Annotated in this window: 11 protein-coding genes (1 of these 11 cut by a window edge); 9 read left to right on the top strand and 2 right to left on the bottom strand. The window is 42.0% G+C overall.

Annotated elements, in window-relative coordinates; genetic code table 11:
* Nucleotides 1–12 precede the first annotated feature (12 nt).
* The 5 genes from FKX85_RS08615 to FKX85_RS08635 all read left to right on the top strand — a co-directional run bounded on the left by FKX85_RS08615 (nt 13) and on the right by FKX85_RS08635 (nt 7,839).
* A complete protein-coding gene (locus tag FKX85_RS08615) occupies nt 13–2,166 on the top strand; it encodes a peptidase domain-containing ABC transporter (RefSeq protein WP_141614348.1) in 2,154 nt (717 codons plus the stop codon).
* A 13-nt stretch (nt 2,167–2,179) separates the two neighbouring features.
* Nucleotides 2,180–2,512: a helix-turn-helix domain-containing protein gene (locus FKX85_RS08620; RefSeq protein WP_141614349.1), complete on the top strand. Its 333-nt coding sequence runs from the start codon at nt 2,180–2,182 to the stop codon at nt 2,510–2,512.
* Between the two features lie 1,179 nt (nt 2,513–3,691).
* Complete coding sequence (locus FKX85_RS08625; protein ID WP_141614350.1) at nt 3,692–5,023, top strand: M16 family metallopeptidase; 1,332 nt, start codon at nt 3,692–3,694, stop codon at nt 5,021–5,023.
* Nucleotides 5,024–5,082: 59 nt separating this feature from the next.
* Nucleotides 5,083–7,098, top strand: coding sequence for a M16 family metallopeptidase (locus FKX85_RS08630; RefSeq protein WP_229239806.1), 2,016 nt, complete (start codon nt 5,083–5,085; stop codon nt 7,096–7,098).
* 9 nt (nt 7,099–7,107) lie between these two features.
* Nucleotides 7,108–7,839, top strand: coding sequence for a LolA-like protein (locus tag FKX85_RS08635; RefSeq protein WP_229239807.1), 732 nt, complete (start codon nt 7,108–7,110; stop codon nt 7,837–7,839).
* 77 nt (nt 7,840–7,916) lie between these two features.
* On the opposite strand, the gene FKX85_RS08640 is transcribed toward FKX85_RS08635, so the two are convergent.
* On the bottom strand, nt 7,917–8,360 hold the full coding sequence (locus FKX85_RS08640; protein ID WP_141614352.1) for a DoxX family protein: 444 nt from the start codon (nt 8,358–8,360) through the stop codon (nt 7,917–7,919).
* An 89-nt stretch (nt 8,361–8,449) separates the two neighbouring features.
* Nucleotides 8,450–10,117, bottom strand: a complete 1,668-nt coding sequence (locus FKX85_RS08645) for a M61 family metallopeptidase (protein ID WP_141614353.1) — start codon at nt 10,115–10,117, stop codon at nt 8,450–8,452.
* Between the two features lie 213 nt (nt 10,118–10,330).
* On the opposite strand from FKX85_RS08645, the gene rpmH reads away from it, so the two are divergent.
* The 4 genes from rpmH to tsaB form a co-directional block, all read left to right on the top strand.
* A complete protein-coding gene (gene rpmH, locus FKX85_RS08650) occupies nt 10,331–10,489 on the top strand; it encodes a 50S ribosomal protein L34 (RefSeq protein WP_112784688.1) in 159 nt (52 codons plus the stop codon).
* 28 nt (nt 10,490–10,517) lie between these two features.
* Nucleotides 10,518–10,916, top strand: coding sequence for a ribonuclease P protein component (locus tag FKX85_RS08655; protein WP_141614354.1), 399 nt, complete (start codon nt 10,518–10,520; stop codon nt 10,914–10,916).
* Entirely contained in the window at nt 10,897–12,564 is a 1,668-nt protein-coding gene (locus FKX85_RS08660; protein WP_168196237.1) for a S41 family peptidase, read from the top strand. Before FKX85_RS08655 ends, FKX85_RS08660 begins: the two co-directional genes overlap by 20 nt.
* Nucleotides 12,565–12,693: 129 nt before the next feature.
* A protein-coding gene (gene tsaB, locus FKX85_RS08665) for a tRNA (adenosine(37)-N6)-threonylcarbamoyltransferase complex dimerization subunit type 1 TsaB (protein WP_141614355.1) crosses the window boundary here: on the top strand, nt 12,694–13,081 show its 5' portion. 302 nt of this gene lie beyond the right edge of the window; 388 of the gene's 690 nt are visible here — the first part of the coding sequence; it begins with the start codon at nt 12,694–12,696; its stop codon lies off the right edge, out of view.

Below are 13,081 nucleotides of genomic sequence, written 5' to 3' on the forward strand. Positions count from 1 at the left end.
GAAGGTATATTCATGAGTATAAAAATCAAACAACGGGATATTACGGATTGTGGAGCGGCATGTTTGGCATCAATCGCCAGTAATTATAAGCTGAAGATACCTATATCCAAAATCCGCCAATTGGCCTCTACCGACCAAAAAGGCACCAATGTGCTTGGTTTGATAGAAGCTGCGGGGAAATTGGGGTTTTCTACCAAAGGTGTTCGAGGGAGTTTTGAAAGTCTTTTCCAGGTGCCAAAACCGGCGATTGCCCATGTGGTACTGAATAAGACGCTCCATCATTATGTGGTGATCTATCATGTGAACAAGCGGTATGTGAAAGTCATGGATCCGGCAGAGGGCAGGATGAAGAAGTTTACCCATGATGAATTTAAGGAGATTTGGTCCGGGGTCTTGGTGCTATTGATGCCCAATGAGGAATTCAGGGCCATGAACGAGACGGTCTCTGTGGCCAAGCGTTTTTGGTTCCTGATCAGCCCGCATAAAAGTGTAATGCTACAGGCTGTTTTTGGGGCGGGCATTTATACTATCCTGGGCTTGTCCACTTCCATTTATGTCCAGAAAATCATCGACAATGTCTTTATCAGCCGCAATACTAATTTATTGAATCTGATGAGTGTGGTGATGATATTGCTGCTGCTATTCCAGGTTTTTATCGGAGTATACAAGTCGGTTTTTGTGATCAAGACAGGGCAAAAGATCGATGCCCGATTGATTTTGGGCTATTATAAACATTTGCTCTCTTTGCCACAACGTTTTTTTGATACCATGAGAGTGGGAGAGATCATTTCCAGGATCAATGATGCCGTAAAGATCAGAGCATTTATCAACGATGTATCGATCAGTTTGGTGGTAAATGTTTTTATTGTGTTTTTTTCCTTTGCACTGATGTTTACCTTTTATTGGAAATTGGCCCTGATCATGCTGATGATTGTTCCACTTTACCTGGTGGTCTATCTTATCACCAACCAATTGAACAGGAGGGTGGAGCGGAAGCTGATGGAAAACACTGCTGAGCTGGAGTCGCAGTTGGTGGAATCAATTCATTCAGTGGGGACCATTAAGCAGTTTGGAGCTGAGGACTATGCCAATATCAAAACAGAGGGCAAATTCATCAATATGCTGGGTTCCATCTATCAATCAGGAATGAACAATGTGTTTTCCAGTAATTCCTCTGAATTCATTTCCCGGCTATTTACGATTCTTTTGCTGTGGATAGGGGCCGGCTACGTTCTGGAGAATGAGATTACCCCTGGAGAGCTGCTGTCTTTTTATGCCTTGATAGGATACCTTACGGGGCCATTGGTGGGGATAATTGGGATGAACAAAACCATGCAGAATGCGGTGATAGCAGCCGATAGGCTGTTTGAGATTATGGATTTGGAAGTGGAGGAGAGGAAAGAGAAGTTTGAGATCGAAAGGGATGCCATTGGGGATATTAGCTTCAATAATGTTGTTTTTCGCTATGGCTCCAGGGCCAAAGTATTTGATGGCCTTAACCTTACCTTTCAAAAGGGGAAAGTTACGGGCGTCGTGGGCGAGAGCGGATCCGGGAAGTCTACCTTGGCATCGCTCCTCCAGCATTTGTATTCGCTAGAGTCTGGACAGATCAAGATAGGTATCCATGATATTTCGTATATTGAGCACAGGTGTCTACGGCGATTGGTAGGGGTGGTGCCACAGCAGGTTGATCTATTTGCCGGAAACCTGATCGATAATATCGCATTGGGAGATCATCAGCCGGACATTCAGAAAATTGTGGGGATTTGCCATGAATTGGGAATGATGGAATTTATAGAGGGACTGCCAAATGGCTTAGCGACCTTTCTGGGAGAGAATGGAGCATCTCTTTCCGGTGGACAAAAACAACGGGTGGCCATTGCGCGGGCCTTGTACCGTGACCCAGAGATTATCGTCATGGACGAGGCCAATGCATCTCTGGATCCGAAATCCGAAGAATACGTCCAAAGGGTGATCAGGACTTTGGTCAAAAAAGGAAAGACGGTTGTTTTTATTACGCATAGACTGGCAGCGGTAAGGGATTTTGATCGTATTTTAGTGTTGGATAAAGGGTCGCTTGTCGAACAGGGTGAGCATCACGATTTGTTTGCTCAGGAAGGAGTTTACTATCAAATGCTTCAAAAGCAGACTTTTGTTTTGGATTAATCACTGACAACTTATGAATTTTATCAAGCATATTGAACGTCTCCAGCTCATTAATAAATTGGTGAGAGAAGAAAAAACAGGTTCTCCCGAAGAGTTGTCTACTCGCTTGGGAATAAGCAGAAGGCAACTATATAATCATTTGGAAAGTCTTAAGGATATGGGACTAGAAGTTGCGTTTTCCAGGAAAATAAATAGCTTCCATTATGTGGATGAAAAACACCTGGAGATGACATTCACCTTAAAGGTGATCGGCCCTGAAGAAACGGAAAATATCTATGGGGGAACATACATTCCGATTATTCCAGAATGGCTGCCTGAATGGGAATGGTTAAATGAAGCAGGTTGATGTTTTTTTGGTAGCGCGGGTTCTGTGTTAATAGGTGATGTACAGGTATTCGCTAAAGAATCCTGTAGACCTGAATATGAATTTTATTTTTTGGATGTGAATAGCTGTTTTTTGTGGATCAATTCACCAGTTTAAGGATTTATACCCCATTTTGTCTGTATTTTTTTGTCCTGATAATCAGTTAAGTAGATTAAAAACACTCTCCGTGCAAGTTTTGTGCACGCATTCAAGGTACCTTTATTATATCGAAAGCGGGTAAGGATAAAATAAGTACTTATGTTTAACGTTGATCGATATTTAAGTGCATTATGCTTTTGATATGATGCGATTTGAGTAAAGTGAAACTACCGCAAAAGATGCAGTCATTTATGATATAAGCACCTGTTTTTGATCGGGAGGTGATGATAACAGAGGTAAGTTGCATCTTTTATGAAATAAATAATGTTCTTGGCACTGATATTGAAGTGCTTTGGATACATAGATTAAAGACAATATTTTTTTAATTACTATGTTGGTGATTTTTTAGTTCTCGTGTTGATTAACGTCAGAAGGGATACATGTGTGGTGTATCCCTTTCTTTTTACCATAAAGGCTCTAAGACCCATTTCTCTTTAATTTAGCAATAGGAATGCGTGCTCCGTTATAAAAAAGATCAGCGCAAATCTTATTAATCAGCGTCATCTGCGCGCTATCCAAAAGCGAAGCTACATAGCCCCCGCTTTTCCGCTTGATCCGAAACCTTACCCCGCCTCCTGAAATATGGCTTGATCCCTTAATCTCTGAAAACCGTTAACGCTAATCTTTTACTGGCTTGAGGTCAAAAACCCTTTTTATTGGTAACTATATTCCGGTTTTGTGCGGAGTGCGTATATTTAAGTAACCAATAATTTGCTAGTTTATCTTATTAAAAATACATTTATAGCGGTCTTCTTGGATTGAGTGGTTGTTAAAAACGGTGGTAGAGAACATCAATAAGGAGACGCTATTTAGGTTGATTTCCTTGTATTGTCCAGGGTTTTATTACTTGGATGATATTTGTGTTCTTGTTGTAAGGATTGCCATTCTGGGAGAAATTGAAAGGTGATCGATATGTTCACCAGGATAATCAGATAATTTTTAAAATGATTTAATACAAACTATTTAAGATTCTAAAAGCTCACAATATATAAATACCCAAGTATGAGAAAAGTCTGTTTTTTAATAATGACCATAACCAGTATGCTGGTTGTTCCGGTCATTGCACAAAATGAAATTGAATTTCAGGAGTTTAACCTGGATAATGGTTTGCATGTGATCATGCATAAAGACAACACGACGCCGATCGTGGTGACGTCTGTTCTGTATCATGTAGGTTCTAAAAATGAAGATCCAGAAAGGACGGGATTTGCCCATTTTTTTGAGCACTTGTTGTTTGAAGGAAGTGAACACATCGGTAGAGGGGAGTACATGAAAAAGATCCAGTCTGAAGGCGGAACACTGAATGCGTATACGAGTAATGACATTACTTATTACTATGAGACGCTTCCTTCCAATAAACTGGAATTGGCCCTTTATATGGAGAGTGAGCGCATGCTTCATGCCAAAATAGACCAAGTGGGAGTGGACACGCAGCGGGAAGTAGTGAAGGAAGAAAAAAGGCAGCGGTACGATAACCAGCCATATGGTACCATCCTTCCAGAGACCCTGAAGCGCGCTTACACCAAACACCCTTACCAATGGGCGCCTATTGGCTCCTTGGATCACCTTAATGCGGCGACGCTGGACGAGTTTATGGGTTTCTACAACGAATTTTATGTGCCCAACAACGCGACATTGACCATCGCCGGTGATATTGACTATGACCAGACCAAAGAATGGGTAGAGAAATATTTCTCGGAAATTCCCAAGGGCAAAGCGGATATCTATCGTCCCAATATTACGGAACCTGCCAAGACAGAAGAGATCAGGGATATTATCTACGACAATATCCAAATCCCGGCAGTGATTCAGGCGTATAATTTGCCTCCAAAAAACGATCCTGATTCTTATGCGATGGACATGCTGTCCACTTACCTTACTGGCGGAAAATCATCCCTGATGACGAAGGAATTGGTGGATAAGCAGCAAAAGGCCTTGGCCGTGGCTGCCATTCCTCTTGATTTGGAAGATGGAGGGATCTTTATCATGTATGGCATCACTAATATGGGAGTCCAGGCAGAGGAGTTAGAGACCGAAATTGATAAATTGATCAAGCAGGTACAAGAAGAAGGTGTTTCAGAAAGGGACTTTGAGAAGCTGCAAAATATTATTGAAAATAATGTGGTGAGCAGTAACAGTACCATGTCGGGAATTGCCCAAAGCCTGTCACAGTCCTATGTGTTTTTTGGAGAAACGGGACATATTAACGAGGTGTTGGAAAAATACAGAGCGGTATCCCGAGAGGATTTGAAGCGTGTGGCCAATAAGTACCTTACCCTAGACGGCAGGGTGGTGCTCTATTACTTGCCAAAATCATCACAGCCTCAAGATTGATTTTTAACATGAACGTGGACAAACTTATGAAAAAGAGCATTTTATATTTAATTCTTTGCATGGCAATCACTACGTTGGGCCATGCGCAAGTTGATAGAAGTAATTATCCAGTGGCTGGACCGGCCCCTAAGATAGAGCTGAAAGATCCTGATACCTTTACATTGGACAATGGCCTGAAGGTGTTCGTGGTAGAGAACCATAAACTGCCAAGGGTGGCTTTTTCCTTAGTAATTGACAGGGATCCGATTTTGGAAAAAGAAAAGGCTGGCATGACCGGATTTGTAGGTGAAATGTTGATGGCAGGAACCACTAACAGGACCAAAGACCAACTGGATGAAGAAGTGGACTTTATTGGGGCTTCGCTGAGTGCAGGTTCTACTTCCTTGTATGGTTCCTCACTAAAGGAGCATCAGGGGAAGATTCTCGATTTGATGGCAGATGTGCTGTTTCATCCATCCTTTCCTGAGGAAGAATTGGATAAACTGAAAAAACAATCCCTTACAGGCTTGGCAGCGTCCAAAGATGAACCAGATGCCATTTCTTCAAGATTAGTAGGTAAATTAGTTTATGGTAAAGATCACCCATATGGTGAAATCAGGACGGAGGAATCCATAGAGGCCATTGGCTTGGAAGATATCAAAACGTACTATGAGACTTACTTTAAGCCAAACATAGCCTATTTGGCCATAGTAGGTGATATTGACAGAGAAGAAGCAGAAAAGGTGGTGAAGGAACACTTTGGAAGTTGGGAAAAAGGTCAAGTTCCTGAGATGAACTATCCTGTACCCTCTCCTCCAGAGCAGAATGAAGTGGCTTTGGTAGACAGGTCGGCATCCGTTCAATCGGTCATAGATATAGCCTATCCGCTTGAAATGAACTTAAAGAGTGATGATTATCTTGATACGCGCGTGCTGAACTATATCCTTGGAGGCGGGTCTTCTTCCAGACTGTTCACGAATCTTCGTGAGGATAAGGGGTATACCTATGGGGCCTATTCCAGGATTGGGACAGATGAATTGGTGGCCAGTTTTTCTGCAGGAGCTTCTGTAAGAACGGAAGTGACAGATTCTGCTTTGGTGGAAATGATTTATGAGGTTAACCACATGGTGGATGAGGGAGTGACCTCCGAAGAGCTAGAGGCAGCCAAGGCAAATCTCAGCGGAAGTTTTGGCAGGTCGCTGGAAAGTCCTTCGACACTGGCCAGTTTTGCGATAAACATCGAACGTTACGGCTTGCCAGAGGACTTCTATAAGACCTACTTACAGCGGCTTAGTGCACTTACAGTGGATGATATCAATGCCGCGGCGCGCAAGTATATCAAGCCTGAGAATATGTACATTACGATTGTGGGAAATGGTACTGACATTAAAGATAAGCTAGACCAGTTTGGCCCAGTTAGCCTTTATGACAATTGGGGCGATCCGGCCAAGGAGATAGAGATGACCGATACCGACATGACCGCCGAGAAGGTCGTGGCCAATTACATCCAGGCTATTGGAGGGGAAGAAGCAGTCAAAGCCATCAAAACAGCAAAAGTGAAAGTCCAAGCCGAAGTACAAGGTCAAGTGATCGAAATGACAATGGCTTACGATGATCCAGGCATGCGATTTAGCCAAAAGGTAGGTATGATGGGAAATACCGTTTCCAATACGGTGCTTGAAGAGGGAAAAGGTACCGTATCAGCCATGGGGCAAAATAAGGAGCTTACAGATGAACAGTACGAAGAGGCAAAAATGAACATGTTCATCTTTCCTGAAGTGCATTTTGAGGAGTTGATGTATACCCTGGAGCTGGATGGAGTAAAAGATATCGAGGGGCAAACTGCCTATAAAGTGATCGTTTCTAATCCTACTGGTGCTAAGAGTGTGAACTATTATAGTGTCGAAACTGGTTTGAAACTAAAGAGTGAAAATGAAAAGACCGGTGAAATCACCTATTCTGAATACCAAGAGCATGATGGCGTGAAATATGCCATGGAGATGGTCGTTAAATCTCCTATGATCCCTGCTCCTTTAAATACCAAGGTAGAATCACTTGAGTTTAATGCTGTGTTGGCAGACGAAGATTTTAAATAAAAAACAACTATGAAAAAGGCAATGATTGCATTGGTGGCATCACTGATGATGAATGGAGTGAATGTCCAGGCCAATGAAGCCGTGGAGAAAAAAAAGAACTTGATCGTAACCCAAGAGGTGACGGTACAGCAGGTAGTGGACAAATACATCAAAGCCGCCGGTGGTATCGATAAGGTAAAAGCGATCAAGAATATGGAAATGAACATGGAAACAGAAATCCAAGGAATGACCCTTGTGATCAAAGCCGTGACTGACCAGGAACATAATCGTCTGCTGAACCTTACAAAGATGAACGGTAATCAAGTGGCCAAGACTGTTATCAAGGATAATAAAGGAAAAGTGGTGAGTATGGGACAAGAGCAGGATCTAACAGAAGATCAGTTAAACTCCATGAAAAGTCAGACCTTTGTGTTTCCTGAACTGTTTTATGAGGAATTGGGATATGAAGTTTCTTATGGAGGAACGGAAGATGTGGAAGGAGAAGCAGCGTATAAGCTACTGCTTAAGGATGCCAGTGGTGTGGAGACTTCTGAATTTTATAGCGTGGAATCTGGTCTAAAGTTGAAGACGGAATCAGAAGCAGCCGGTACGGTAAGTTATAAGGATTATATGGAAGTAGACGGAATTATGGTACCATCGAAAATGGTGATCGCCAATGCGATGATGCCCGCACCGATGGAAGCCAAAATAACTTCGGTGGTGTTTAACCAAGCGTTAGATAGCGGACTTTTTGAGTTTTAATATGGCTCTCGTCCCAAAACAAAAAAAGGATGCTCCTGTTATCGGGGGCATCCTTTTTTTGTTGGTATAATGAAGTGTTACCAGTTTGGGTGGTTTTTCATCCAGTGGTCCAAGGAGAATTTTCCTGATCCATAGATCATAAATACCACCAATAAAATCAACACAGTCAAGGACAGTTCAAACTCTAAGTTGTTAGATACGGAAAGAAATCCTTGGTTAATATTGATAAAGAGGACTGCGCCCAGTAAAATTGGGATTTGGAATATAATTGCAAAGCGCGTCAATAAACCTACAGCAATCATAAAACCTCCCACCAAATGTGCAAAGGCTACATAATGTGCCAATGCCAGGTTAAAAAACTGGAGGTCACTGTTGCTCATCATTTCCATCAAGGCACTTGTATTGGCGATAAACATGATGCCCTTGTACAAGATAAATAAACCCAGCGCCATTCTAATGAAATCTATCCACTTAGGATGGTGGGTGTCTGCCCATAGTTCGATTTTTGAAATAGTTTCCATGTCATTTGGGTTTTATTTTGTATTAATATACAAATAAAATAAGTTATTTATTTGATTTTCATGGTTTTAAATGACTATTGAAAAGAACGCTATTTCATCCAGCCTACTCGTTTGGGATTTGATTCTCCAGCGATCAGAAGATACTCGAGGTAGTAATTGGTCGTGGATGCAGGTAATTGCTGATTTATTTTTCTGGCAAAGCGATCGATCTCCAGTTGCAGCCCTTCATTTTCTAGTAGAAGTGTTTGGGAGAAGTTTTTACCATTGATGGTGGTTATTTTGTCTCCCTGCATTAGAAGTTGATAAGCAGGACTTTCGGGATGGATTTTTGAAACCGTGCCATCAGGAAGGGTCTGTATGCCCCAATTGGCAGCAAGGAGTTGTGTGTGTGGCATCGTTTTGATGCTGATATTGACCGTCTCGAGTTGCTCACAAAGGAGGGGGAAAATGTCATCGGTTCCTGTGATGTATTTTTCGAAAAACTTATTGACGTATACATCATTTCCTGCAAGTTCTGTGATAATCAGCATGAAGTCTTGCAGGGTGTATCCCTTATTGGATTTGCCGAATCTTTGCCACATTAATTTCATGACTTCATGTAAACTGCTTCCTTGATCCATCAATATGAGGTCCAATATGGTGGAGATTAGAGAGCCACGGTTATAAATACTTACTTTCTTCTCTGGAATCCCTGCCTTATAGCCGTCCAGCCACAGGTCCCAGCTAGAGGCAGTGATGGATTGGTTTTGCCAGCCATAAGATCCAAGCTCCCGGTTAAGTTGCTTTTGCATATTGGCCAGGAAAGCCTCTAAGCTGAAATATCCTGATTTCAACAAGAAAATATCCCCCATGTATGTGGTCACTCCTTCCGCAACGATGCCTGAATCGAAATACACCTCTTTGGAAAAATCATACGGTAGCAGTGCTTTTGGCCGGATGCGGCAGACATTCCAAAAGTGATAAAGTTCATGGCAGCTTACTCCAAAGAATTCGTCCATTTCTGTTTTTTCTTTCAAAGCGCTGGCAGGGCCAAAGGTGATTACGGTAGAAAACCGGTGTTCTACCCCGTGGTAATGCTTGTAGGGGAGAAGCTGAAAGAGGAAGTGATAATCATCCGCAGGAAATTCACCAAATGTAGCGATTTGCTTTTTGGTGAATGCCTCGAACTGATTGATGAGTTGAGGGATGTCGAAATGGATTTCGCCTTGAAACCATAGGTGGAAGTTACTGCCTTTTACCTGATAGCTGTAGTGGGTCAGGCTTGGTGAAGCAATAAGCGGACTGTCTACGAGGTGTTGGTAATTAGCCGCTTGGTAAAGGTTATCTCCTTCTTTTGGCAATGCCGTGGCCACTTCAAAATCATCCGGAAGTTTGAGTTGGACACTAATAGGTTCGTCTTCCATCCCCTTTATTTCAAAGCAACAATTGATAAAATTAAGATAGAGCTGCTCGTCATCAGACCAGCTCCCGCCAGCGTCCATTTGAGAAGCGTGAAATTCATAAAACACACTATAGCGTCCAGCTTGGGTGGATTTTAATGTCCATAAGTCTTTGGTGAGCTTATGCCATTGGATGGGATCAGCACGGTGCTTTACAGAAAACCCCCTGATTTTCTGAGCGTAATTTGTGATTTCGTACCGGCCAGGTCTCCACGAAGGGAGCTGTAGGAAGTAGGTGGTGTCACTTTCACACTGAAAGGAAAGTTCGATTTGTACAAATTGATTGACAGGATTATTTCGATATATCAGGTATTCCATTTACATTTGTGCTTTGCAGTAAACAAAAGTAAGCCACTGATTTGTAAATAAAAAAAAACGTGGCTATCTTTGCAGTCCTTTTCAGGGTATACTGAAAACAGGGACACAAAAAAGCGGAAAAAATTAAAAACATAAATCGGTAAAAGAAGCAGGTGGTGATTAAGTGTTCAGTCCCGCTGAATATTCTGTAGCCGATATAAAATTAAAACGATCATGAAAAGAACATTTCAACCTTCTCGCAGAAAAAGAAGAAACAAGCACGGTTTTAGGGAAAGAATGGCGTCACCTAACGGCAGAAGGGTGATCAAAGCAAGAAGATCAAAAGGTAGACATAAATTGTCCGTATCTTCTGAGAAAACGCTTAAGAAGTAATTTGTTCGTTCCTTGATGCCTTATCACTATGGACTATAGGCTGCCAAAGAAGGAAAGATTACATTCTAAAAAGTTAATAAAGGAACTTTTTGATAAAGGTTCCTCTTTTTTTTTATATCCTTTCAAGGTCATTTACCTGCCTTTGGATGGGGACGTAGAAACCAATCAGGTACTTTTTTCTGTTTCCAAAAGGAAAATCCGAAAGGCCGTTCATAGGAATTACCTCAAAAGGAGGATGAAGGAGGCCTATCGACTCAATAAATCCATCCTTATAAATGGTGAAAACAACAAAAAATTAATAGCTTTCGTATATGTAGCACCCGGGCTGGAAGAATTTCACAAGATCCAGTCAAAGGTTCAGAAAGTATTAAATCGACTTGCAGATAGGCAAGAAGCAAACCGTAAAGATGATGAAGAAAAGAAGTAGCATAGTCGCCATTTTTTTGGTGTTGATAGTTGGAGGAGGGATGTTGGTTTCCTTTAAGGAAAAAAATGATAAACTTTTTTTAATTGCCAAGAACCTTGACATCTTCGCTTCTCTTATCAGGGAACTAGACTCCTACTATGTTGATGAAATAAAACCCGAGGAGTTGGTGACAGTCGGTATCAATGCAATGCTAGAAAAGCTGGACCCATACACGACTTATATTCCAGAAGAAGAATCGGAGGATTTTAGGACTATGACTACTGGTGAGTATGGCGGAGTAGGTGCCATGATCGGTAATAGGCTTGGGAAGAACATGATTCTAATGCCTTATAAAAACTTTCCTGCTGAATCTTCAGGGCTTAGGATTGGTGATGAGCTCCTTCAAGTGGATTCCGTAAATGTGGTCGACCTAATGACTTCTGATATTTCCGAAATGCTAAAAGGTCCCGCCAATACTCCTGTGGAGGTAGTAGTGAAGAGAGGAGTAGACACCCTGTCCTTTGATATTACGCGGAAGAAGATCGTAATCAATAACGTACCGTATTACGGGATGGTAAATGATAGCATTGGTTATATTAAGCTTACGGATTTCACGACTAATGCTGGAGATGATGTGAGAAAAGCGCTTGTGGATTTAAAGGATCGTGGAGCTGATCGGTTGATATTGGATCTCAGGGATAATCCAGGAGGTATCCTGAAGGAGGCGGTGGATATTGTAAGTCTGTTTATTCCAAAAGGTAAAGAGGTGGTAAGTACTATTGGGAAGCTCGATAATGTAAATGCTGAATATAAAACCAATCGTTCACCAGTGGATAAGCATATCCCACTGGCCATTTTGGTCAATGAGCGATCAGCGTCTGCATCAGAAATTGTTTCTGGGGCCCTACAAGATTATGACAGGGCAGTGCTGGTAGGAAGAAAGACGTTTGGAAAGGGCTTGGTACAAAGCACCATTCCTCTTTCCTATAATGCGCAGGTCAAGGTGACTACTGCCAAGTATTATATCCCTAGTGGTCGATGTATCCAAGAAATAGACTATAGCAAGCGAGGAGAGGATGGTAAGGCTGTATCCGTGGCCGATTCTCTACGACATGAATTCAAGACGAAGAATGGGCGTACCGTTTGGGATGGAGAAGGAATTATGCCGGATGAGGAAGTGGACCCAAGAACCTATGCGCCTATTACCTATAGTTTGGTAGCCAGAAGTCTTGTTTTTGAGTTTGTAAATGAATTTTATTACAAACATGACAGCATTTCTTCTCCGCGGGCATTTGATGTGGATGATGAGCTTTACCAGAAATTCGTCAGTTGGTTAGAAGGGAAGGAGTATGATTATGTGACCAGGGTCGAGAAAACAATCGAAGATCTGGAAGAATATGCTAAAGAGGAGAAGTATTTTGAAGAAATACAGAGTGAGATTGATTCTTTAAAGAAAAGTGTAAGCCATAATAAGGAGCAGGATTTGGTGACCTTTGAGGGGGAGATAAAAGAAGCGCTCAAGGACGAAATAGTATCCAGGTATTATTATGAAGGAGGAGTGGTTGAGGCTTCTCTTGATCAAGATAGAGAAATTGCCAAGGCGGTAGAGATTCTATCTAACGAAGGACAATACCATCAGATGCTTCAGCCAGCAATGGCAAAAAAATAATTGTCTTGTCATGAATTTAAGCTCCTCTTCGTATTCTTTAAGGATGTGGGGAGGAGTTTTTGAGTTTTGATCACATTACCACTACCTTCATAATGGTACTAAGTTTTAGGTTGTACAAATGATGCTGCAATGAGTTTGATTTTATCGATAGAAACCGCCGTTTCGGTATGTTCAGTGGCGCTGCATGAGGAGAAAGGCCTGGTGGGCTTATTAGAGCTCCATCAGGAAAATGTACATGCCCAAAAGCTTATGCCTGCGATCAAGAGCCTCTTGGATCGGGCGGGTTTGGAAAGTGGTGATTTAAGTGCAGTAGCAGTTTCAGAAGGACCGGGATCATATACTGGACTTAGGATCGGGGTTTCGACTGCAAAGGGGATTTCCTTTGCTCATCAGATACCACTGATAGCTGTTGGTACCTTAGATGCCTTGGCTTTTCAAGTGGTTGATATGGTTGAGCCTGGATCGTTTGTGGTTCCCATGATAGATGCCAGGAGAATGGAGGTGTATAGTAAGGTGT

The sequence above is a fragment of the Echinicola soli genome, from assembly GCF_006575665.1.
GTDB classification, from domain to species: Bacteria; Bacteroidota; Bacteroidia; order Cytophagales; family Cyclobacteriaceae; genus Echinicola; species Echinicola soli.

Excerpts from the sequence above, each read along its gene's own strand:
- rpmH (WP_112784688.1), top strand. The coding sequence starts at position 10,331 with ATGAAAAGAACATTTCAACCTTCTCGCAGAAAAAGAAGAAACAAGCAC.
- FKX85_RS08620 (WP_141614349.1), top strand. The coding sequence starts at position 2,180 with ATGAATTTTATCAAGCATATTGAACGTCTCCAGCTCATTAATAAATTG.
- FKX85_RS08635 (WP_229239807.1), top strand. The coding sequence starts at position 7,108 with ATGAAAAAGGCAATGATTGCATTGGTGGCATCACTGATGATGAATGGA.
- FKX85_RS08630 (WP_229239806.1), top strand. The coding sequence starts at position 5,083 with ATGGCAATCACTACGTTGGGCCATGCGCAAGTTGATAGAAGTAATTAT.
- FKX85_RS08625 (WP_141614350.1), top strand. The coding sequence starts at position 3,692 with ATGAGAAAAGTCTGTTTTTTAATAATGACCATAACCAGTATGCTGGTT.
- FKX85_RS08660 (WP_168196237.1), top strand. The coding sequence starts at position 10,897 with ATGATGAAGAAAAGAAGTAGCATAGTCGCCATTTTTTTGGTGTTGATA.
- FKX85_RS08655 (WP_141614354.1), top strand. The coding sequence starts at position 10,518 with ATGGACTATAGGCTGCCAAAGAAGGAAAGATTACATTCTAAAAAGTTA.
- FKX85_RS08640 (WP_141614352.1), bottom strand. The coding sequence starts at position 8,360 with ATGGAAACTATTTCAAAAATCGAACTATGGGCAGACACCCACCATCCT.
- FKX85_RS08615 (WP_141614348.1), top strand. The coding sequence starts at position 13 with ATGAGTATAAAAATCAAACAACGGGATATTACGGATTGTGGAGCGGCA.
- FKX85_RS08645 (WP_141614353.1), bottom strand. The coding sequence starts at position 10,117 with ATGGAATACCTGATATATCGAAATAATCCTGTCAATCAATTTGTACAA.